The organism is Paracoccaceae bacterium, from assembly GCA_019454225.1.
In the GTDB taxonomy this organism is placed as follows: Bacteria; Pseudomonadota; Alphaproteobacteria; order Rhodobacterales; family Rhodobacteraceae.
Map to the genome: position 1 here is coordinate 783,719 of CP075370.1, position 21,806 is coordinate 805,524.

17 protein-coding genes are annotated in these 21,806 nt (G+C 70.0%); 13 read left to right on the forward strand and 4 right to left on the reverse strand.

Features of this window, described 5'->3' with window-relative positions:
* Positions 1-3: 3 nt before the first annotated feature.
* From KF887_03740 to KF887_03755, 4 genes are all read left to right on the forward strand, one after another.
* Positions 4-1,311 (forward strand): insulinase family protein, encoded by a 1,308-nt coding sequence (locus tag KF887_03740; GenBank protein QYK43420.1) that lies wholly within the window; start codon positions 4-6, stop codon positions 1,309-1,311.
* A 61-nt stretch (positions 1,312-1,372) separates the two neighbouring features.
* Positions 1,373-3,181, forward strand: a complete 1,809-nt coding sequence (mutL, locus tag KF887_03745; protein QYK42253.1) for a DNA mismatch repair endonuclease MutL — start codon at positions 1,373-1,375, stop codon at positions 3,179-3,181.
* The gene (gene rmuC / locus KF887_03750; GenBank protein ID QYK42254.1) at positions 3,178-4,302 is read left to right on the forward strand and encodes a DNA recombination protein RmuC; all 1,125 of its coding nucleotides are present in this window, start codon (positions 3,178-3,180) and stop codon (positions 4,300-4,302) included. Before mutL ends, rmuC begins: the two co-directional genes overlap by 4 nt.
* Positions 4,299-4,838, forward strand: coding sequence for a HutD family protein (locus KF887_03755; GenBank protein ID QYK42255.1), 540 nt, complete (start codon positions 4,299-4,301; stop codon positions 4,836-4,838). The genes rmuC and KF887_03755 overlap by 4 nt, the downstream gene beginning before the upstream one ends.
* Positions 4,839-4,840: 2 nt before the next feature.
* Here KF887_03755 and KF887_03760 read toward each other — a convergent pair whose 3' ends face one another.
* Together KF887_03760 and KF887_03765 are read right to left on the reverse strand one after the other, a co-directional pair.
* A complete protein-coding gene (locus KF887_03760; GenBank protein ID QYK42256.1) occupies positions 4,841-5,485 on the reverse strand; it encodes a ChrR family anti-sigma-E factor in 645 nt (214 codons plus the stop codon).
* 15 nt (positions 5,486-5,500) lie between these two features.
* Positions 5,501-6,151 (reverse strand): sigma-70 family RNA polymerase sigma factor, encoded by a 651-nt coding sequence (locus tag KF887_03765; protein QYK42257.1) that lies wholly within the window; start codon positions 6,149-6,151, stop codon positions 5,501-5,503.
* Positions 6,152-6,329: 178 nt separating this feature from the next.
* On the opposite strand from KF887_03765, the gene KF887_03770 reads away from it, so the two are divergent.
* Genes KF887_03770 through KF887_03790 form a run of 5 tightly spaced genes read left to right on the forward strand, consistent with a single transcriptional unit; the run spans position 6,330 to position 10,955 of the window.
* Positions 6,330-7,616 (forward strand): FAD-dependent oxidoreductase, encoded by a 1,287-nt coding sequence (locus KF887_03770; GenBank protein QYK42258.1) that lies wholly within the window; start codon positions 6,330-6,332, stop codon positions 7,614-7,616.
* Positions 7,613-8,365, forward strand: coding sequence for a DUF1365 domain-containing protein (locus KF887_03775; protein QYK42259.1), 753 nt, complete (start codon positions 7,613-7,615; stop codon positions 8,363-8,365). Before KF887_03770 ends, KF887_03775 begins: the two co-directional genes overlap by 4 nt.
* Positions 8,362-9,609 (forward strand): MFS transporter, encoded by a 1,248-nt coding sequence (locus KF887_03780; GenBank protein QYK42260.1) that lies wholly within the window; start codon positions 8,362-8,364, stop codon positions 9,607-9,609. The genes KF887_03775 and KF887_03780 overlap by 4 nt, the downstream gene beginning before the upstream one ends.
* A 3-nt stretch (positions 9,610-9,612) precedes the next feature.
* Positions 9,613-10,215 carry a DUF3833 family protein gene (locus KF887_03785; protein ID QYK42261.1) on the forward strand — a complete coding sequence of 201 codons (603 nt, stop codon included), beginning with the start codon at positions 9,613-9,615 and terminating at the stop codon, positions 10,213-10,215.
* Positions 10,212-10,955, forward strand: coding sequence for an SDR family NAD(P)-dependent oxidoreductase (locus KF887_03790; GenBank protein ID QYK42262.1), 744 nt, complete (start codon positions 10,212-10,214; stop codon positions 10,953-10,955). Before KF887_03785 ends, KF887_03790 begins: the two co-directional genes overlap by 4 nt.
* 108 nt (positions 10,956-11,063) lie before the next feature.
* On the opposite strand, the gene KF887_03795 is transcribed toward KF887_03790, so the two are convergent.
* Positions 11,064-12,209 (reverse strand): saccharopine dehydrogenase NADP-binding domain-containing protein, encoded by a 1,146-nt coding sequence (locus tag KF887_03795; protein QYK42263.1) that lies wholly within the window; start codon positions 12,207-12,209, stop codon positions 11,064-11,066.
* Entirely contained in the window at positions 12,206-13,270 is a 1,065-nt protein-coding gene (locus tag KF887_03800) for a saccharopine dehydrogenase (protein QYK42264.1), read from the reverse strand. The genes KF887_03795 and KF887_03800 overlap by 4 nt, the downstream gene beginning before the upstream one ends.
* A gap of 85 nt (positions 13,271-13,355) precedes the next feature.
* On the opposite strand from KF887_03800, the gene KF887_03805 reads away from it, so the two are divergent.
* The 4 genes from KF887_03805 to KF887_03820 all read left to right on the forward strand — a co-directional run bounded on the left by KF887_03805 (position 13,356) and on the right by KF887_03820 (position 21,756).
* Entirely contained in the window at positions 13,356-14,318 is a 963-nt protein-coding gene (locus tag KF887_03805; protein QYK42265.1) for a hypothetical protein, read from the forward strand.
* A complete protein-coding gene (locus KF887_03810; protein ID QYK42266.1) occupies positions 14,318-16,969 on the forward strand; it encodes a hypothetical protein in 2,652 nt (883 codons plus the stop codon). Before KF887_03805 ends, KF887_03810 begins: the two co-directional genes overlap by 1 nt.
* The gene (locus tag KF887_03815; protein QYK43421.1) at positions 16,954-17,787 is read left to right on the forward strand and encodes a glycosyltransferase; all 834 of its coding nucleotides are present in this window, start codon (positions 16,954-16,956) and stop codon (positions 17,785-17,787) included. The genes KF887_03810 and KF887_03815 overlap by 16 nt, the downstream gene beginning before the upstream one ends.
* Before the next feature lie 228 nt (positions 17,788-18,015).
* Entirely contained in the window at positions 18,016-21,756 is a 3,741-nt protein-coding gene (locus KF887_03820) for an Ig-like domain-containing protein (protein QYK42267.1), read from the forward strand.
* Positions 21,757-21,806 lie beyond the last annotated feature (50 nt).

A 21,806-nucleotide genomic window follows, 5' to 3' on the forward strand; every position in this document is an offset into this window, starting at 1 on the left:
CCCCTGATCCTGCGGGCAACCGCGTTCCTCTTCCTGCTGGCGCTGCCCCTGCGCGCCGAAATCCCGATCCGCGAGGTCACCTCGCCCGGCGGCGTCAGGGCCTGGCTGGTCGAGGATCACTCGATCCCCTTCATGGCGCTCGAGTTGCGGTTTCGTGGCGGCACCAGCCTGGACGATCCCGGCCGCCGGGGTGCGGTGAACCTGATGACCGCGCTGATCGAGGAAGGTACCGGCGACCTCGACGCGCAGGGCTTTGCCGCCGCCCGCGACGCGCTGGCCGCCGACATGCGGTTCGACGCCGGAACCGACAGCGTCTCGGTCTCGGCCCGGATGCTGACCGAGAACCGCGAACAGGCGCTCGACCTGTTGCGCCAGGCGATCAGCGCCCCGCGTTTCGATGCCGATTCGATCGAGCGGGTGCGCGGCCAGGTGCTGTCGAACATCGCCTCTGACGACAAGGATCCGTCCGCACTGGCCGCGCGCGCCTTCGACGCCCTGGCATGGGGCGACCATCCCTATGCCACCTCGGGCGAGGGGACAGCGGACAGCGTGGCGGCCCTGACGCGCGACGATCTGCTTGCCGCGCATCGCGCGACGATGGCCCGCGACAGGGTCTATGTGGCTGCCGCAGGCGATGTCACGGCCGAGGATCTGGGGCGCATCATCGACGAACTCCTGGCCGAACTGCCCCCTGCCGGCGCCCCGTTGCCCGGACGCGCGGACTTCGGTCTGGCCGGCGGCGTCACGGTGCGCGACTTCCCCGTGCCGCAATCGGTCGTGCTGTTCGGTCATCAGGGCATGAAGCGCGACGATCCCGATTTCTTCGCCGCCTTCCTGCTGAACGAGGTTCTGGGCGGCGGGCGGTTCAGCGCGCGGCTGATGACCGAAGTGCGCGAGAAGCGCGGCCTGACCTATGGCATCGGCACATGGCTGGCGCCGATGGACGCGGGCGAGGTGATGATGGGCCAGTTCTCGACCGACAACGCCACCGTGGCCGAAGCGATCGAGGTGGTGCGCGCCGAATGGCGCAGGCTCGCCGAAGGCGGCGTGTCCGACGCGGAACTCGCGGCCGTCAAGACCTACCAGACCGGGTCCTACCCCCTGCGGTTCGAGGGCAACGCACAGATCGCCCGCATCCTTGTCGGGATGCAGGTGCAGGGCCTGCCCATCGACTATGTTCAGAACCGCAACGGGTATATCGAGGCGGTGACGGCGGCAGATGTCGCCCGCGTGGCGGCAAGCCTGCTGAAGCCGGACGATCTGCATTTCGTGGTCGTGGGGCAGCCCGAGGGCATGGCGGCGGGCGACTAGCACGGGGCGCAGGCCCCCAACCCTGTGGCCGAATCTGCCGGGGTCTGCTAGTTGTTGGGGCATGAACGATCTTGGCCCCAACATGTCCGCCACCCGTCCGGTCATCCGGCAGCTTGACGAGGCTGCGGTCAATCGCATCGCGGCGGGCGAGGTCGTGGAACGGCCGGCATCGGCCGTCAAGGAACTGGTCGAGAATGCGCTCGACGCCGGCGCCCGCAGGATCGCGGTCGACTACGCCGACGGCGGCAAGACGCTGATCCGCGTCACCGATGACGGCTGCGGCATGGCCGCCTCGGACCTGCCGCTGGCCCTGTCGCGGCATGCCACGTCCAAGATCGACGGCTCCGACCTGCTGAACATCCGGTCCTTCGGGTTCCGGGGCGAGGCCTTGCCGTCGCTGGCGGCCGTCGGGCGCCTGGTCATCCGGTCCCGTGCGGCGGGCGAGGAAGGGGCCGAGGTCACCGTCACCGCAGGACGCATGGACACCCCGCGCCCGGCGGCCGCGGCGCGCGGCACGGTGGTGGAACTGCGCGACCTGTTCCACGCCACGCCCGCGCGCCTGAAGTTCCTGCGCACCGACCGGGCCGAGGCCCAGGCGATCCACGAGGTGATGCGCCGCCTGTCGCTTGCCGAACCCTCGGTCGGCTTCACCCTGCGCGAGATCGCCGGGGATGGCAACGCGCGCACCATCCTTCAGGCCGACCCCGAAACCGCGGCGGATCGCGCGGCGCGTCTGGTCGGTGCGGATTTCGTGGAGAATGCCGTCGTCCTGGACATCGAGCGCGATGGCCTGCGCCTGACCGGTCACGCCGCGCTTGCCACCTGGTCGCGGGGGTCCACCGCGGCGCAGTATCTGTTCGTGAATGGCCGCCCGGTGACCGACCGGTTGCTGGCAGGGGCGCTGCGTGCCGCCTATTTCGATCTTCTGCCGCGCGGCCGCTATCCGGCGGCCGTGCTGCGCCTTGATTGCGACCCCGAACGGGTCGATGTGAACGTGCATCCCGCCAAGGCCGAGGTGCGGTTCCGCGAGCCTGATGCGGTGCGCGGGCTGATTGTGTCGGGGCTGAAGTCCGCGCTGACCGGGGCGGGGCATCGCGCGGCCACGACGCCCGGCGCGGGAACGCTGGCCGCCATGCGGCCCGAGGCGCCGCGCCACTTCCAGATGGACCTGCCGTCGCGCCCCGCCGCCTTTGCCCGGGGCATGGCCTTTGCTGCGCAGGCCCCCGCCCCCGGCTTTGCCGAGGCCCCGGCCGCACGCGTCGATGCCGATGCCGAACCTGCATCCGCACTGCACCCGCTGGGCGCTGCGCGGGCGCAGGTGCACGGCACCTATATCGTGTCCCAGACGGCGGACGGTGTGGTGATTGTCGATCAGCATGCCGCCCATGAACGCCTGGTGTACGAGCGGCTCAAGGCGCAGGCGGCGGAAACCGGGGTCGCCGCGCAGACGCTGCTGATCCCCGAAGTGGTCGACCTTCCGGTGGCCGAGGCCGCGCGCCTTCTGTCGGTCGCGGCCGACCTGGCCCGCCTGGGGCTGGAAATCGAACCCTTCGGTCCCGGCGCCGTCGCGGTGCGGGCGATGCCCGCGATCCTTGGTCCGGTGGCTGCGGCCCCGCTGCTGCGCGACATCCTCGACGAACTGGCGGACGGTGGCCAGCATCTTGCCGCGCAGGCGCGCATCGAGGCCGTGCTGTCGCGCATGGCCTGCCACGGCTCGGTGCGGGCGGGCCGCGCGATGCGCCCCGACGAGATGAATGCCCTGCTGCGCGAGATGGAGGCAACGCCCCTGTCGGGCCAGTGCAACCACGGGCGCCCCACCTATGTGGAACTGAAGCTCCACGATATCGAACGGCTGTTCGGACGGCGATGATCGGGTTCGGCCAATGGCAGATCGCGGCGGACGACCCGCTGCTTCTCGGGGCGGCGGTCGTCGGCCTTCTGCTGCTGTTCACCTTGCTTGCGGCCTGGCGGGCAGGCCGCGCCGCAGCCCGTGCCGCAGATCACACGGCCTGGCTGTCGCAGCGCATGGCGGGCCTGTCCGAAGGCCAGGAACGGCTGGCAGGCGGGCTGACCCAGGCCACGGCGGCGCAGGCACAGGCGCAGACGGCCATGCTGGCGCTGATGGAAACCCGCCTCGCAGAGGTCGCGCGCGGCATGGGCGACAGCCTGCACGGATCGGCATCGCGGACCGCCCGCGCCCTGGGCGAGGTGCAGGAACGCCTTCAGGTCATCGACCGGGCACAGGCGCGGATCGAGGCGCTGTCGGGCAATGTCCTGTCGCTCCAGGACATCCTGTCGAACAAGCAGGCCCGAGGCGCGTTCGGCGAGATCCAGCTGAACGATATCGTGACCCGCGCCCTGCCGCCCGATGCCTATTCCTTCCAGGTGACGATGGGCAACGGACGCCGCGCCGATTGCCTGATCCGCCTGCCCGATCCGCCCGGCCCCATCGTGATCGACGCCAAGTTCCCGCTTGAAGCCTATGAGGCGCTGCGCCGCGCGAAGGGCGAGGTGCAGCTTGCCGAGGCGGCGCGCGCCTTCCGTGCCGCCGTCCGCACCCATCTGCGCGCGATCGCCGAACGCTACATCGTCGAGGGCGAGACCGCCGACGGCGCGATGATGTTCCTGCCCTCCGAGGCGGTCTATGCCGAGCTTCACGCGAATTTCGGCGATGTCGTGCGCGAGGGCTTCGGGCTGAAGGTGTGGACGGTCTCGCCCACCACCTGCATGGCCACGCTCAACACGTTGCGCGCCGTGCTCAAGGATGCGCGGATGCGCGAACAGGCCCAGGCGATCCGCGTGGCGTTGCGGCAACTGCACCGCGACGTCGATCTGGTGGTCGAGCGGGCCGGCCGGCTTGAGACGCACTTCGCCCAGGCCCGCGCCGATCTCGACGGCCTCAGCACGGCGGCCGAACGCGCGGGCAAGCGGGCGGCGCGGCTCGACGCGATGGAATTCGACACCGGAACGACAGCCGAGGCCGCAGAATGATCCGCCATCTCACCCAGGCCGACTATCGCCGCCAGCCCTGGGCCAACGGGCGCGGCGAGACGGTCGAGATCGCCCGCGCCGATGATACCGTCGGTCTGCTGTGGCGCCTGTCGGTCGCCACGGTGGCCGAGGATGGTGCGTTTTCGCTGTTCCCGGGCATCGACCGCAACCTGACCGTGATCGAGGGGCCGGGGTTCGATCTGGCGGGGCCGGGCCTGCGCATGCGCGCCGACCTTCTGGTGCCCGTCGCCTTCGCGGGCGACATCCCGCTGGCGGCCGAGCGTGTGGCGGCCCCCAGCCGCGACTTCAACGTGATGGTGGCGCGCGGACGCATGCGGGCCGAGGTCAGGCACGCGGCCGGTGCGTTCGGCATCAGCGGCCAGGTCGTGGCGATTCATGCGGTCGGCGCAGGGATCGTCGTCGTCAACGGCGGCGCCATCGCCGCGTCATCCGGCGATACGCTGCTGCTCGCGGGCACCGCCACCGTGCACGCGGCGGCATCGGTGCTCGCTGTCGCGCTGGACCCGGTCCGATAGTGTCAGATGCGGAAGAACGGTTGCGCCAGCCGTGGCAGAAGGCCGCGGAACCGCAGCCGTCCGTCCGCCGCCGCAAGACAGATGCAGTCGCTCCACTCCTCGGCCACCGGCGTATGGTCGGTGCTTTCGTCGGCGATCTCGACATCGCCCGGGCCAAATCGCTGCGCCCCGTCCATGAAGGCGCCGCGCAGCACCAGCGTCACCTCGATGCCCCGGTGGCCGTGGTCCGGCATCGCCTGTCCTGCGGGAATGTACAGCAGCCGCGCCGATGCGCCCCGCCCGGTGGTCAGGATGGACTGTCGCACACCCATCCCGATGGGCCGCCAGTTCACGGCGGCAAGGCTGGGTCCGATGTATTCCGACAGGGGCGCGGGCACGTCGCCCTTGGGGCGCGGCGCCGGTCGCGTCGTGTCGCGCGGCAGGCCGTCGATCCGCGCCAGGCAGGCGGCAAGGCTGTCGTCGGACATCTCCGCTGCCGCGCCTTCCTCGATCACCGCGCCACCGACGGCATCGAAGGCCGCGTTGCGCACCCGGCACTCGTCGCACATCGACAGGTGGGTGGCGACAACAAGGCTGATCGCCTCGGGCAGCTCTCCTGCGGCATAGGCCATCAGAAGCGCGTCGGACAGGTGGTGGCGGATGGTCATGCGTTCGTCTTGCCTTCAACTCATGTGATGGCGCAGCCGTTCGAGCGCCAGCCTGATGCGTGACTTGATCGTCCCCAGGGGAAGGCCCGTCTCGGCTGCGATCTCGCTGTGCGAGAGGTCACCGAAATAGGCGCGTTCGATCAGCGCACGCTGCTTCTCGGGAAGCTGGGCGAGTGCCTCGCCCAGCCGGTTGCTTTCCTGCTGCATCTCGAACGCCTCGGCCTGGTCGGGTTCAGGCTCCGGCCCCCAGGGCAGGTCTTCGGGTTCGGGCCGTCGCGCCTTGCGCAGCGCGTCGATCCGGCGGTTCCGCGCGATGGTGAAGACCCAGGTCGCCACCGATGCCCGCGCGGGGTCGAACAGATGCGCCTTCTGCCACAGCGTCGCCATGACATCCTGCGCCACTTCCTCGGCCAGCGTGGCGCTGGCCCCGGATTTCATCAGAAAGCCCTTCACCCGCGGGGCAAAGTGCCGGAACAGGGCGGCAAACGCCGCCTTGTCCTGATGATCGCGAACCCGGCAAAGCAGGCCCGCCCAATCCGTTTCAACCACGTCGTCCGTCACGTTCCGCCGTTCTCGCCCCAAAGCCGAAGCACCGCTGGCCGCAACATAAGTGTGCGCCAGCACCTCTGCATCGGATATCTCGGCCGCCCGGACGTCGAAGGTCATGTCACGTTTACGGCATGTGGCCGAAATCGGATCACTTGCCGTTTCGCAATTCCATCTGGTCCGCCGAAATCGCCCGTCAAGGCACAGGTGTCAGAAAAAAATGACAGCCTGAACTGTCAGATGATCCAACGCGCATCTTTTGCCGTAACCCTGACGCAAACGCACAGGACCACGCTTCATGCCCTTTGAACGAATCGGACCCGCCCCCCGCCGCATCGCCATTGTCGGGGGCGGCATATCGGGTATGGCGGCAGCCTACCTTCTGGCCCGCGATCACGCCGTGGTGCTGTACGAGGCCGAGGGTCGGCTGGGCGGACATGCCCGCACCGTCATGGCGGGCAAGCGCGGGGACCAGCCCGTCGATACCGGCTTCATCGTGTTCAACCATGTCAACTATCCCAATCTGGTTGCCATGTTCGACGATCTGTGTGTGCCCACCGTGCAAAGCGACATGAGCTTTGGCGCCTCGATCGCCGGCGGCCGGCTGGAATACGGGCTCAAGGACCTGAACGCGGTGTTCGCACAGCGCCGCAATGTCGCCAACCCGCGCTTCCTGCGCATGCTGCGTGACATCTTCCGCTTCAACGCGCGGGCGCTCTCGCTTGCCGAGCCGGGCATGACCATCGGCGGTCTGCTCGATCGGCTGGGCACCGGTGCGTGGTTCCGCGATCACTACATCCTGCCGCTTTCCGGCGCGATCTGGTCGACCCCCTCGCAGGGGATACTCGATTTTCCCGCCGCTGCGATGCTGCGTTTCTTCCAGAACCACGCGCTGCTGTCGGCCAGCGGCCAGCACCAGTGGTGGACGGTCAGGGGCGGCTCGATCGAATATGTCCGGCGGCTTCAGGCCTGGCTGGTGATGCACGGTGTCGACCTGCGCCTCGGTGCGCCGGTGGCGGGCATACGCCGCGCCGAGGGCGGCGCGCAACTGCGCGCCGAGGGGGCCGAATGGGAAGGCTTCGACGAGGTCATCCTCGCCACTCATTCCGACGATGCGCTGCGGCTGCTGTCCGACGCAGCACCCGAGGAAACGGCGGCGCTGTCGGCCATCCGCTACCAGCCGAACGAGGCCGTTCTGCACGCCGACGCCACGCTGATGCCCCGCCGTCGCGCCGCCTGGGCCAGCTGGAACTATGTCGAGCCCGCCGGTCCCCGCCCCGATCGCATCGACCTGACCTACTGGATGAACTCGCTTCAGCCGATCCCCCATGACGATCCGCTGTTCGTCACGCTGAACTCGAACCGCACGATCCGCGATGCGCTGGTCCACGATACGGTGACCTTCCGCCACCCGGTCTACGATCTGGCCGCCGAACAGGGGCGGGCGGCCGTCCGGGCGATGAACGGACACCGCGCCACCTGGTTCTGCGGCGCCTGGATGCGCGACGGGTTCCATGAGGACGGCTTTGCCTCGGCCGTCGATGTGGTGTCCGCGATGCAGGCCCGCAGCCGGATGGCCGCATGAACGCGGTCGAGCATATCGCCGGGGAAACCTTCCACGGACGCAAGGGCGCGGTGGCCAACAGCTTCCGCTACCGCGTGGACTATGTGCTGCTCGACCCGGCGGCGTCGCAGCGCCCGCGCCTGTTCTCGCGCAACGCCCGGAACCTTCTGTCGCTGCATGATGCCGACCACGGCGGCACGCCCGGGCAGGGCAGGGGCGCCGACTGGGTGCGCGACGTGCTGCGCGACCATGGCCTTCCGGGCGGCGACCGCATCCTGCTGCTGGCCCAGCCGCGGGTGCTGGGGCATGTGTTCAACCCGGTGTCCTTCTGGCTCTGCCATGACGGCACCGGCACGCTGCGCGTGGTGATCGCCGAGGTCACCAATACCTTCGGCGACCGCCATTCCTATCTCTGCCACCGCGACGATCTGGCAGCCCTGACGCGCGAGGACACGGTCGAGGCGCGCAAGATCTTCCACGTCTCGCCGTTCCAGCCCAGGGCGGGCACCTACCGCTTCCGTTTCGACATCCGGCCCGAACGCATCGGCATCTGGATCGACCATGACAACGCCGAGGGCGGGGTCTACACCAACCTGATCGGTCCGCGCCGCCCGCTCACCACCGGGGCCATCCTGCGCGCCTGCCTGCGCCGCCCCTTCGGATCGCGCCGCGTGCTGGCGCTGATCCACTGGCAGGCGCTGCGCCTTGCGATCAAGGGCGCGCGCTACCGCAACCGGCCCCTTCCCCCGGGGGAGGAGGTGACGCGGTGACCGCGATCTCCCCCGCCCGCGCCGCCCCCGCCCGGCTTGCCCCCTGGGCGCTCTTCGCCGCGCTGATCGCCAGCGCGGGCCTGCCGATCTACATCCACGCGCCGAAGTTCTACGTCGACGAATATGGCGTCAGCCTGGCCGCGCTCGGTGCCGCGCTGTTCGGCCTGCGGCTGCTGGATGTGGTGCAGGACCCGGCGCTGGGCTGGCTCGCGGAACGCGGCCGGGCCTTTCGCGGCGCCATGGTCGCCGGGGCGGCGGCGGTCATCGCCCTGTCGATGGTCGCGCTGTTTGCCGTGGCGCCGCCGGTGGCGCCGCTCCTGTGGTTCGCGCTGACGCTGACGGGCCTGTTCTCGGCCTTCTCGTTCCTCACCATCTGCTTCTACGCGCAGGGCGTCGAGAAGGCCGCCACCCTGGGCCCGCAGGGCCATCTGCGGCTTGCGGGCTGGCGCGAGGGCGGCGCGCTTCTGGGCATCTCGCTGGCCGCCGTGGCCCCGGTGGCCCTGGCGGGCGCGACCGGCCGGCCCTTCGCCGCCTTCGCCCTCGGCTTCGCGTTGCTCGCCCTGCTGGCAACGCTCGCCATGCGCGGCGAATGGACCGGCGTGCGGCCAGGGGCAACTCCGCGCCTGCGCGACGTGCTGGCGGATGGCATGGCACGCCGCCTGCTGCTGCTGGCGCTGGTCAATGCGGCGCCGGTGGCCGTCACCTCGACCCTGTTCCTGTTCTTCGTGGAAAGCCGCCTTGCCGCCCCGGGCATGGAGGGGCCGCTGCTTCTGCTGTTCTTCCTCGCCGCCGCCGTCTCGGCCCCGGGGTGGAGCCGGCTTGCCGCCCGCCATGGCGCGCGCCGCATCCTGCTGGCGGGCATGACGCTTGCCATCCTGTCCTTCGCCTTCACCCTGACACTCGGTCCCGGCGATACCCTGCGCTTCGCCGTGATCTGCGCGGCATCGGGGGCCGCGCTGGGCGCCGACATGGTGCTGCTTCCGGCGATCTTCGCCCGCCACCTGTCGGCCCGCCCCGGCGGGCAGGCCATGGCCTTCGGCCTGTGGTCCTTCGCCTCGAAACTGGCGCTGGCGATCGCGGCGGCCGTGCTTCTGCCCCTGCTCGGCGCGGCGGGCTTCCAGCCCGGGCCCGACAACGCCGAAACCGCCCTGACCACGCTTGTCCTGCTCTATGCCGCCGTGCCCTGCGCCCTGAAATGCGCCGCACTTGCCCTGCTTGCCCTGACCCCCGTTCCGGAGGCCTGAACCATGACATCGACCCTTGCCTTTCTTGCCGGACTTGCCGTCGCGCTGATGCTGGTGGCGCTGTGGTCGCGGCGCTTCGGGTTCCGCGCGCAGACACCGGCAGACCTGTCCGGCAAGGGGCCGCATTTCGATCCGCGCCGCCACCTGTCCGGCCCCATCCTCTGCGAAGGTGTGATCTATGGCCCGACGGGGCGTGTCGCGTCGCGCTTCGTGGCCGACATGAACGGCGTATGGGACGGCGCCACCGGGACGCTGTCCGAAACCTTCCGCTATGACAGCGGCGCGGTGCAGCACCGCGCCTGGACGCTGCACCTGTCGCCCGACGGCGCGATCCGCGCGACCGCCCCCGATGTGGTCGGCACGGGCGCCGGACGGGCCGAGGGGGCAGGCGTGGTGATGACCTACCGCATCAGGCTGGCGGCCGATGCCGGCGGGCATGTTCTGGACGTCACGGACTGGATGTATCTGATGGACAACGGAACCATCATCAACCGCAGCCAGTTCTTCAAGTTCGGGGTGAAGGTGGCCGAACTGGTGGCCACGATGCGCCCCGCCCCGGCCGTTGCGGCCGTGGCCACCCCCGACAGGCAGGAGCGCGCGGCATGAGGGACTGGACAGGAAAACGCTACTGGCTGGTGGGCGCGTCCGAGGGGCTGGGCCTTGCCCTCGCCCGCCGGATCAGCGGCGCCGGGGCCGAGGTGATCCTGTCCGCGCGATCCGCCGACCGTCTGGACCAGGCCGTTGCCGCGATGCCGGGCCGCGCACGCGCCATTCCCTGCGACGTGGCCGACAGCGCCTCGGTGCGCGCCGCGGCGGCCGAAGCGGGCGAGATCGACGGCGTCGTGTTCCTTGCCGGGGTCTACTGGCCGATGCGCGCGCAGCAGTGGGACGCCGACCGGGCCGAGGCGATGTGCGACATCAACCTGACCGGCTGCGCCCGGGTGATCGGCGCGGCCCTGCCGCAGATGGTGGCGCGAGACGCCGGTCATGTCGTGATCACCGGCTCGCTGTCGGGGTTCCGCGGCCTGCCGGGCGCCATCGGCTATGCCGCGTCCAAGGCGGGCACCATGGCGCTGGCCGAAAGCCTGCATGCCGACCTGCGCGGAACCGGCGTTCAGGTGCAGGTGGCCAACCCCGGCTTCATCCGCACCCGGCTGACGGCGAAGAACGACTTCGCCATGCCCTTCCTGATGGAGCCCGAAGCCGCCGCGCAGGAAATGTTCGAACTGATGTGCTCGGATCACTTCAAGCGCAGTTTCCCCTTCGTCTTCTCGATGTTCTTCCGCATCGGTCAGATGCTGCCCGACTGGCTCTGGTATCGGCTCGTGGGCGGGCGGAACGGCTGACCGCCCGCGGCCCCCGCGGAGCGCAGTTGTTAACAGAAGATTAACGCGGCCAGGTCAACCCATTGGAATCATTGATGCAGAAAAGCGTCCCACCGTGGGACGCCCTGCTCAGGCCAGGTGGTCCACCCGCGCCAGATACTGCGCCATCGTCTGCACCTCGCCCAGCCAGCGGCCCACCAGCCGGGGATCGTGCGGCGCAGGGTGGACGCCCGCGGGAAACTCGCGCGCCAGGACCGACTCGACCGCCAGCGACACCGGCCCCGAGACCAGCCGGCCCATCGCCGTGCCCCGCGCATCCCCCCAGGCATCCATCGCCCAGGTCCGGTGGTAGACCGGAATCCCGTCCCGCTCGGCCTTCAGGCTGACGAACAGCACCACCCTGTCGGGATCGTCCGCGCCCTCATAGGCGTTCCGGGCCCAGAACTCTGCCGCCATCTCGGCCAGCCGTGCCTCTCCCGCGGGCCCCTCCAGCCCCTCGATCTCGGCAAAGACCGGCGCCCATGCGTCCGACCACCCCAACAGCCGGATCGTCCCCCGCACGAAATCGCGCACCTTCCAGGCGGGATCGAAACGGTACTCGGCGATGAACGGGATCGAGTCGCGGTTCGGGTAGACCTCGAAGGTCTCGGGTTGCGGCAGCGGCGCGTCATAGCGCGTGATGGCGTCCCAGGGCCGACGCACCGAAAGCTCGCTGAAATGGCGCAGCGACCGCGACGGCGACCGCAGCGCCTTGAGCACCCCCAGCGGCGACCACGAGAACTTGTAGCGGAACGCGTTCGGCCGCTTCGGGATGCCGCCGCAATAAGAGGTGAAGGACAGCACGTTCGCCGGGTCGTAGGCCGCGCTGGCGCGATAGTCGGCCACCAGGTCATGCGCCATCAGGTGGTCGATGCCGGGGTCCAGCCCCACCTCGTTCACCGATGCCAGCCCCGCCTCGCGGAACGCCGCGTCAAGCGCCCGCATCTCGGGCGCGATATAGCTGGACGACACGAAATGCGCGCCCTTCGCCAGGCAGGCGGCGGCAATGCCGACATGCTGGTCTGCCGGCAGCATCGACACGGCCAGGTCGCCGGGCTGCAGCGCCCCGCGCAGCGCGTCGAGCGAATAAGGCCGGATGTCGGCGGTCAGGTCGCCCACCTCGGCGCGCGCCTTCTCGACCGTCCGGTTCCACACCGCCACCGGATGCCCCGCCGCGATCAGCCGCCGCAGACCGGGAACCGATGACAGGCCCGTGCCACACCAATGGATCGTCATGCCACATCCTTTCCAAGCCTTGCCATGTGTTGCGCGAAGGTGTCGCGCGCCCGGCCCCAGACACCGCCCTCAAGCTCGCCCAGCGTGCGCAGCGCGGGCAGCAACTGCGCCGCATAGTCCGCGCTCGACTCCACCGGCAGCAGCGAGGGCAGGTTGTCGATCGCCATCACGTCCAGCGGCGGCACGTCATGCACCCGCAAGGCCGGCGCCGCCCAGTCGGTGACCCGGTCATAGACCTTCACGGGCGAGAAATCGGACGTCGGGTCGCAGGCGATGTCGCCGATCACCCGCAGCGCGCGCGGCGCGGTCCGGGCGCTGGCGGGCACGAACACCGGGCATCCGGGACGCGCCAGGATGCAGTTCAGGAAGATGTCATGCGCCAGGACTTCCGGAAAGGGTCCGCCGTGGGCGGTTTCCGCCATGTCCCAGCGTGTGACCGCGACACCGAGCGCGGTGCACAGGTCGGATGCCCCCGTGCCCACCCGGCCGAGCGCGCCGATCACGATGGCCGAGGGGCGCGCGGCATCGCCCAGATCCCGCGCCAGATCGGCCAGCAGCGCATCGCGCCCGGCGTAGGTGGCGACCGGGCCGCAAAGCCCGCCCTTCCGTTGCGCGGCCCAGCATTTCAGGCTGACCGCTGCCCCGGCATAGCCCGCCCAGTAGCCGAAGGCCGCCACGCGCCGTCCCGAGGCATCCACGAGATACTCCAGATCGTAAAGCGTGCCGCCGCCCGCTGCGAAGCGGCGCAGCAGAACCTGCCCGGCAGGCTGGCCCTTGAAGGCATGGCCGAACATGATGTGGCGGTGCGGCAGCGGCGTGCCGTCCTCGGGCAGTTCCTTGAGGCCGAAGATGATGGCGTCGCGGGGCGCGTCGGGCCACGAGTTTGGGGCCGCGATCTCGCAACCGGCGGCGACATAGCCGTCGATCGGCACGGCACGGACATGCGATTGCTCGACCGTCACCCGAATGCCTGCCGCGATCAGCGCCGCCGCGCCGTCGGGCATCAGCCCGACGCGTTCTTCGTTCGGGCGCTGCTCGGCCCTTACCCACAGATGCGTCATCGCAATCCCCCTGGCCTATCCTATTGAAGGATTGGCATGCGGCGCCTGGAATAGCACATTCAGGAGCAGGGAAAAGGGAGCGGCGATGCAACGGTGGTGGAAGCTTGCGGCGGGCGCGGCCGGGGCAGGGGTGGCGGCCTTCGCGTTGTGGCGGGCCATCGCGCTGCCGGCGGCGCTGGATGATGCCGCCTTCGCCGCCCGCTATGCGACCGCCCTTCCACCCCCGGAGGGAGCGCTGTCAATCTATCACCTGGGCCACAGCCTGGTCGGCCGCGACATGCCGGCGATGGTGGCGCAACTGGCCGGGGCGGCAGGCCTTGATGGCCATGCCTGGCACAGCCAGCTTGGCTGGGGTGCCTCGCTTGACCAGCACTGGCGGGACGAGGTGCCGGGCTTCGAGCAGGAGAACGGCACGCCCGCCTTTCGTCCGGCCCGCGCTGCCCTGGCATCGGGAGACTATGACGCGGTGGTCCTGACCGAGATGGTGGAACTGCGCGACGCGATCCGGTGGCACGACAGCGCAAGGGCGCTGGCCGATTGGGCCGCCCTGGCGCGGGCCGGGCGGGGCGACGCGCGCGTCTATCTGTATGAAACCTGGCACCGGCTTGATGATCCCGATGGCTGGCTGTCACGCCTGGATGCCGACCTGCCACGGCTGTGGGAAGGGGTGCTGCTGCGGCAGGCCATGGCGCGCTCCGGGGTTGGCACGATCCATGTGATTCCGGCCGGGCAGGCCATGGCCGCCGTCGTCCGCGCCGTCGAGGCGGGCGAGATTCCCGGCCTGACGACACGCGACGACCTTTTCGCACGCACGCCCGAGGGCATGCTCGACCCGATCCACCTGAACGATATCGGCGCCTATGTCGTGGCGCTGACGCATTTCGCCGTGCTCTATGGCCGCAGCCCCGAGGGCTTGCCCCATGCGCTGACCCGTGCCGATGGCAGCCCGGCCACTGCCCCGGAACCGGAGGCCGCCGCTGCGATGCAGCGTCTGGTCTGGCGCGCGGTCCTTGGCTATCGTCCTTCCGGAATGGCGGGTCAGGATTGATGTCGGTTCTGGGGTTCCTTGCGAAGGTCCTGATGATCGGGCACAGCCTGGTCGGCCCTGACCTGCCTGCCATGGTCGAGGCCGGGCTGGAACACGCCGGCCTGCCTGCCGAGGTGTCGCGGCAGGTCATCAACGGCGCGCCGCTGTCATGGAACCGCACCCGCGCCGCCGAGGCCGAGGGCGTGAGCGGCCCGGAGGAACTGGCGCGCGGGGCGACCGATGTCCTGATCCTGACCGAGGCGCTGCCATTGGCCGCGCAGGTCGAATGGGCGGGCAGCCGCGCGGCGGTGGCCGACTGGGCGGGCCTGGCCTGGGCGGCACGGCCGGATGCGCGGGTCTTTGTCTATGAGACATGGCATTCGCTGCGATCGGGGCCCGGAACGGTGATCGACGGCGATCCCGGCGCCGCGACCCCCTGGCCCGACCGGCTGGAGGCCGATCTGCCGGTCTGGTGGTCGCTGGTCGAGGCGGCAAACGCGGCCCGCCCGCCCGGCGCGCCCGCCGCCCGCCTGATTCCGGCAGGGCAGGCGATGGGGCGTCTGAAAACGGCGATCGAGGCCGGGTCGGTGCCCGGCCTCTCGCGGATCGAGGATCTGTTCGACGACGACATCCATCCGAACGGCCGGGGGCTCTACTTTGTGGCCCTGGTGCATGTGGGCGCGATCACCGGGCAAAGCCCCGAGGGCCTGCCGGCGCGCCTGACGCGCCACTGGCTGAACCGTGCCGCGGTCGTTCCCGACGACATGGCGGTGGCGATGCAGCGCGTAGCCGCCGCGGCGCTGGCGGACTGGCGCGCGCAGGAAGAGGCATGGCTGGCCGCCGCACCGGTTCCGGTACAGCCTGTGGTGGAGCCGTCCGCACCCCTGCCCGCGGCTGCACCCGAACCGCCTGCGGCCGGGGGTGGCGGCGCGGGCGAGCAGGCGCCCGCGGAGCCCTCGGCCGTGTCCGTGCCCCCGGCACCGGCCCCAGAATTGGCCCCAGCATCGGCCCCCGAAATGGCCCCCGCCCCGGACATCGGGGCGCTGCCCGGCATCAGCAACCCGAACCTCGGCTTCGGGCTTTCGGGTGTGAACGACTGGTCGGTGCAACAGCCCTTCCTGAACGTGGTGAAGACCGCCCGTCCCTGGATCGGGCATCGTCCCGGGCAGTGGGGCGGGTTCGACCATGACGACATGGTGGCGGGCGGGCATGTCAGCCCGCAGGGCTGGCCCCGGTCGCTGCCGGTGGGGGCCACCGGCCTGTCGACGCTGGTGCTGGCCGATCTGCCCGCGACGGCGCGCCACGCGGCTGGCCGCTACGTGCTGAGCTGGGCGGGCAAGGGCGACCTGACGCTGGAGGGACGCGCCGCGAACCGGGCCTATGCGCCGGGGCGCATCACCTTCGACTATGCGCCGGGCGAGGGCGCGGTCATCCTGACGCTGACCGCGATCGACCCCGCCGATCCGATCCGCGACCTCGTGCTGGTGCGCGAGGATCGCGCGGCGGCCCTGGCTGCGGGGGCGATCTTCAACCCCGACTGGCTGGCGCGCCTGCGGGGGGTGAGGCTGGTGCGGTTCATGGACTGGATGGCAACGAACAACGCGACGCTCGCTCAGGCGGCGGACCGCCCGCGCCCCGCCGATTTCACCTGGGCGCGGGCGGGTGTTCCGGTGGAGGTGATGGTCGCGCTGGCCAATCAGCTGGGCGCCGATCCCTGGTTCACCATTCCCCATGCCGCCGAGGATGCGCTGGTGCGCGAGATTGCGGCGGTGGTTCGCGACGGGCTGGCGCCGGGGCTGCGCGCGCATGTCGAGTATTCCAACGAGGTGTGGAACTGGCAGTTCGACCAGTCGCGCTGGGCCGATGACCGCGGGCGCGAACGCTGGGGCGATGCGACAAGCTGGGTGCAGTATTACGGACTGCGCGCGATGCAGGTGGCCGATATCTGGCGCGATGCCTTTGGCCCGGCCGCGCCCGACCGGCTGGTCCGTGTGATCTCCAGCCAGACGGGCTGGCTTGGTCTTGAGGACCAGATCCTGAACGCACCCCTTGTGGTGGCCGAAGGGCTGCCCGCACCCCGGACCGCCTTTGATGCCTATGCCGTCACCGGCTACTTTGCGGCCGCGCTGGGCACACCCGAACGCCTGCCGGTCGTGCGTGGCTGGCTGACCGAAAGCCTGCGCGCCGCGGCGATGCAGGCCGATGCGCAGGGGCTGACGGGTGCCGCGCGCGAGGCATGGCTGGCAGCGCATCGCCACGACCTGGCCATCGCGCGGGCCGCCGCCGAACTGGAAAGCGGCTTCGTGACCGGCCAGGCGGAGGACACGCTGGTCCACCTGCTGACCGTGGTGCTGCCGCACCATGCGCAGGCGGCGCAGGCCGCAGGGCTGCGCCTTGTGATGTACGAGGGCGGCACGCATGTCGTGGCACTGGGCGAGGGGCTGGAGGATGCGGAACTGACGGCGTTCTTCCACGCGCTGAACTATTCGCCCGAGATGGGCGATCTCTATACCCGGCTGCTGGATGGCTGGGCGGCGCTGACGGACGCGCCCTTCAACGCCTTCACCGATGTCGAGGCGCCCTCGAAATGGGGAAGCTGGGGCGCATTGCGCCATCTGGGTGACGACAACCCGCGCTGGCGCGCACTGGCGCAGGGCTGCGCCGCGTGCTGAGTGTGATCATCCCCGCCTCGAACGAGGCCGACCACATCGGCGCCTGTCTTGCCGCGCTGTTTGCATCGGGCCGCATCCCGGGCGGGGCAGAGGCCGTGGTGGTGGCGAACGGTTGCACCGACGATACCGCCGACCGCGCGCGGGCGATGGGCGCCAGGGCCGAGGCCGCAGGCTGGCGCCTGACGGTGGAAGAGATCGTACAGGGTGGCAAGGTGCGCGCGCTGAACCTGGGCGATACCGTCGCGATGGGCGAAACCCGGGCCTATCTGGATGCGGATGTGCGGGTCAGTCCGCCGCTCATGGCACAGATCGTTCTGGTGCTGCATGATCCTGCCCCGCGATATGCGACCGGCCGTCCGGTCATCCCACCCCCGCGCAGCAGGGTGACGCGGGCCTATGCCCGGTTCTGGCAGCGCCTGCCCTTTGCTGCGGGCGCGGCGCCGGGCTTTGGCCTGTTCGCGGTGAACGGGGCAGGGCGCGAACGCTGGGCGGCATTTCCCGACCTGATATCCGACGACACCTATGTTCGATTGCTGTTCACCCCCGCAGAGCGGCTGGAATGTCCTGCGACCTATCAATGGCCGATGATCGAGGGGTTCGCTGCGCTTGTCCGCGTGCGGCAGCGCCAGGATGCCGGTGTGGCCGAGATCGCGCGGCTGCATCCCGCACTGCTGGCCAACGAGGGCAAGCACCGCCTGCGGCTTTCGGGCCTGCTGCGGCTGGCCGTCTCCGACCCGGTGGGATTTGCGGTCTACGCGATGGTGTCGCTGGCCGTCCGTTTGCGCCCGGCGGCCGCAGGTTGGGTGCGCGGGCGCTGACACCTTTTCCATGGGGAGGCGTGGAATTCGGGCATCCGGACCCCGCCATTCGCCTCTGGATTGTGGCGCGGTTGCTATACTCCCGGGAATCCAGCGTTTTTCTTGCCTGCCCTCGCAAATATCTGGAAATGTCGCGCGGAAACGGCTAAGAATGGCCGCAATAGGTCCGAACAAGGGCCGAAAAAAGGCAAGCCCCCCTCAGGCGGGCACACGAGGCGGAGTAGTAAGATGGTCAAGGCGGTGGAATACGCCGTCCGCAGTTCAGCGGGCGCGGTGGCACGTGGTGCGGTTGCCGGCGATGGCGGCAGTTCCTTTCTTCAGGTCGGGTCAGGCGAGTCTGTCTCGCTGAACCTGGCTCCGGCGCATGTCGTAGGGTACGAGCGCGACGGCGCGAACCTGATCGTCCGCCTGATCGACGGCAGGGAAATCGTCCTTTCCGGGTTCTACGATGCGGCGCCGGATGCGGCGAACCGGTTGTTCCTGTCATCGGATGGCGCAATCGCCGAGGTGTTCCTGACCGACGGCGGAGGCGGGACACTCTATGCCAGCTACGGCCCCTCCGAGGGCTGGGGAAAGTTCTCGGCGCTTGACGACCTGCGGTTCGACCGGGGCGAGACCCTGGTGATGGCACAGGGCACCGGCGATGATCCCGCCGGCATGGCCGCCTTCATCCCCGGGCTGCTGGCCGGGCTTGGCGGCGGGGCGCTGCCGGCGGCCGCGATCATCGGCGGCGGCCTGATCGTCGGTGGCGGCGGCGGTGGCGGCGGTGGTGGTGGCCGTGCAACCCCGACCGTGGATGGTCCGGAGTCGTCCCATACCGTCACGACGAACACGCCGAACCCGCAGCTTGTGGTTACCGGAACGGGCGAGCCGGGCGACACCGTGGTCGTGGTGATCGGCGACCAGACCCAGACCACCACCATCGGCGGCGGCGGAACCTGGGGCGTGACCTTCCCCGAGACCGGTCTGCCCGACGACGGAACGCATGAGGCCGTGGTCACGGTGACGCCGCCGGGCGGCGGCAACGGCATCGTGCTGGACGGCCCCACATTCATCCTGGACCTGACGCCCCCCGACGTGTCCTTCGGCTTCGGCACCGAGGGCACCGGCCATGTCGAGAACGCGGTCGACCATACCGATGGTGTGACCGTGGGCGGCACCGGCGAACCCGGCGCCACGCTGGTTGTCACCGTGGGCGGTGCCACGCAGACCACGACCATCGGCACGAATGGCAACTGGTCGGTGACCTTCACGCCGACGCAACTGCCGGGCGGCGAATACACCAGCGGCATCACGGTCGTGGCGACCGATCCGCTGGGCAACACCACCACGATCACCGACCGCGTCGTCATCGACACGGTTCCGCACCCATTGGCGGTCGATCCTGTGACCGCCGACAACACCGTGAACGCCGCCGAGGCGAGCGCCGGGTTCCAGATCACCGGCACGTCAACCGCAGGCGCGACGATCACGGTCGTGCTGGGGGGCCAGACCCTGACCACCGTCGTCGGCGCGTCCGGCGCCTGGGCGGTATCCTATCCGGCAGGCGTTCTGGCGCCCGGCGAATATGATGCGACCATCACGGCGACCACCGTCGATGCCGCGGGCAACCCGTCCTCGACCACCCACACCCTGCGGGTGGATACCGTGACCTCGGTCACGCTGAGCGGGCCGGTTGCCGGGGATGACGTGGTGAATGCGGCCGAAGCCGCGGGTGGCATCGCGCTGTCCGGCACCGCGCAGCCCGGGTCAACCGTCAGCGTTTCGTGGAACGGCGTGACACTGCCCGCCACCGTCGGCGCATCGGGCGCCTGGACGGTCACCTATCCCGCGGCGTCGATTCCGGCGGGCGAATATGCCTCGACCGTGACCGTCACCGCGACCGACACGGCGGGCAACACCGCAAGCGCGACGCGGGCGGTCCAGATCGACACGGTTCCGCACCCGCTGGCCATCAATCCGGTCACCGCCGACAACATGGTCAACGCGGCCGAGGCCGGGTCCGGCTTCCAGATCACCGGCACCTCGACACCCGGCGCAACGATCAGCGTGACTGTCGCCGGAGAAACCCGCACCGCCACCGTCAGCGCGGGTGGCACATGGTCGATCAGCTATGGGCCGGGCCAGATCGCGCCGGGTGAGTACGACGCGACGATCACTGCCACCACCTCGGATGCCGCGGGCAACCGTTCCTCCACGACCGCGACCTTCAAGGTCGACACGCTGACCTATGTGTCGCTCGACACGCCGGTGGCAGGCGACGATGTCGTGAATGCGACCGAGGCGGCAGGCGGTGTGGTGCTGGCCGGTGCGGCGCAGCCCGGTGCCAGCCTCAGCATCGCCTGGAACGGCACGACCCTGCCCGCGATGGCGGGCGCCGATGGCCGGTGGACCGCGACCCTCCCGGCATCGAGCTTTGCCTCGGGCGAGTATGCCTCGACAGTGTCCGTCACGGCGACCGACGCGGCGGGCAATACGGCCACGCGCAATCACGCCGTGCGCATCGACACCGTGACCTCGGTCTCGGTCGATGCGGCGCAGGCGGGTGGCGACAATATCCTGTCGGGCGCCGAGCGCACATCGGGTCTGATCCTGACCGGCCGCGCCGAGGCCGGTGCGACCGTGGCCGTGACCTTCGAAGGGGTGACGCGCACCGTCACGGCAAATGGCGCAGGCACCTGGACCGCGAACTGGAGCCCGGCCGAGGTGCGGACCGGCACCTACAACGCGACCGTCACGGTCAGCGCGACCGATGCCGCGGGCAACACCGCAACGGCGACGCATGCGCTGGCCGTGGATACCGAGGTGCAGAACTTCCGCCGTGTCGGGCTGTCCACGGGGGCGGATGATGTGCTGAACGGCGTCGAGGCCGCCAGCGGCCTGACCGTCACGGGCACGGTCGAACCGGGGTCGACCGTCATGGTGCGTTTCGGCAGCGGATCGTCAAGACCGGCCTCGGTCGCCGCGGATGGCACCTGGACCGTGACGATCCCGCCCGGCGATATCCCTGCCGGCGAAAACGCCGTGACCCTGACCGCCACCGCGACCGACCGCGTGGGCAACACCGCCACGATGACGGAAACCGTGCAGGTCGACACGCTGGTGACGCCCTTCACCCGCACCGGCGGCCCGATCGGCGGCGACGGGGTGCTGAACGCGGTCGAGGTGCAGGCCGGGCTGCCGCTGGGCGGCACCGCCGAACCGGGATCGACGGTTGTGGTGCGGCTGTCCACAGGCGCCGAAAAGACAGCGGTCGCGACGGCTGGCGGCACATGGTCGGTTCTGTTCGGCGCGGCCGACCTGCCGCAGGGCGAACGGAATGTCTCTGCCACCATTACGGCAACGGATCGCGCAGGCAACACCGCCACGCTGACCGAGGCCTTTGCCGTCGATACCGTGGCGCCGGGCTCGCCCGACGTTCTCTCCTTCTCGCGCGATGCAAATGGCCTGCGCGGCATCGGCACCGAGGCAACGAGCGACACCTATGCCTTCACCCGCATCGACCAGAACGGCAACCAGCAGACCATCAACGCCACCCGCACCGACGACACGCTGTTCGACGAGACGAACTTCCGTTTCGCTTCCACCGTGCCGGACGGCAGCTACCTGGTGATCAACACGAGCGATGCGGCCGGAAACCAGTCGTCCACGCTGCTGATCGTCGACAACACCAACGCGCCGACGGTCAACCTGGGCCGTGGCGGCCTGGCCAACTTCGACTTCTCGGCCATCGACCTGACCTTTGCGCCCGATGCCCGCCTGACGATCACCGAGACCCAGCTTCGTGATCTGACCGGTCCCGAGGACCGGCTGGTGATCAAGGGTGGCAACGACGACGTGGTCACGATGGTCGGCGCGACCGCGACAGGTGCCAGCGAGATGATCGACGGGCAGCGGTACACGATCTACACGCTGGGCAGTTCGGGCGCGACACTGCTGCTGGATGACGACATCCGGACGACGATCTGACGGGGCGTCCGGTGGCAGGCTCCGGCAGCCGCACAGGGGGGGGCGCGCGG

Excerpts from the sequence above, each read along its gene's own strand:
- KF887_03810 (QYK42266.1), top strand. The coding sequence starts at position 14,318 with ATGTCGGTTCTGGGGTTCCTTGCGAAGGTCCTGATGATCGGGCACAGC.
- KF887_03765 (QYK42257.1), bottom strand. The coding sequence starts at position 6,151 with ATGACCTTCGACGTCCGGGCGGCCGAGATATCCGATGCAGAGGTGCTG.
- KF887_03820 (QYK42267.1), top strand. The coding sequence starts at position 18,016 with ATGGTCAAGGCGGTGGAATACGCCGTCCGCAGTTCAGCGGGCGCGGTG.
- KF887_03805 (QYK42265.1), top strand. The coding sequence starts at position 13,356 with ATGCAACGGTGGTGGAAGCTTGCGGCGGGCGCGGCCGGGGCAGGGGTG.
- KF887_03790 (QYK42262.1), top strand. The coding sequence starts at position 10,212 with ATGAGGGACTGGACAGGAAAACGCTACTGGCTGGTGGGCGCGTCCGAG.
- mutL (QYK42253.1), top strand. The coding sequence starts at position 1,373 with ATGAACGATCTTGGCCCCAACATGTCCGCCACCCGTCCGGTCATCCGG.
- KF887_03760 (QYK42256.1), bottom strand. The coding sequence starts at position 5,485 with ATGACCATCCGCCACCACCTGTCCGACGCGCTTCTGATGGCCTATGCC.
- rmuC (QYK42254.1), top strand. The coding sequence starts at position 3,178 with ATGATCGGGTTCGGCCAATGGCAGATCGCGGCGGACGACCCGCTGCTT.
- KF887_03785 (QYK42261.1), top strand. The coding sequence starts at position 9,613 with ATGACATCGACCCTTGCCTTTCTTGCCGGACTTGCCGTCGCGCTGATG.
- KF887_03755 (QYK42255.1), top strand. The coding sequence starts at position 4,299 with ATGATCCGCCATCTCACCCAGGCCGACTATCGCCGCCAGCCCTGGGCC.
- KF887_03770 (QYK42258.1), top strand. The coding sequence starts at position 6,330 with ATGCCCTTTGAACGAATCGGACCCGCCCCCCGCCGCATCGCCATTGTC.
- KF887_03795 (QYK42263.1), bottom strand. The coding sequence starts at position 12,209 with ATGACGATCCATTGGTGTGGCACGGGCCTGTCATCGGTTCCCGGTCTG.
- KF887_03800 (QYK42264.1), bottom strand. The coding sequence starts at position 13,270 with ATGACGCATCTGTGGGTAAGGGCCGAGCAGCGCCCGAACGAAGAACGC.
- KF887_03775 (QYK42259.1), top strand. The coding sequence starts at position 7,613 with ATGAACGCGGTCGAGCATATCGCCGGGGAAACCTTCCACGGACGCAAG.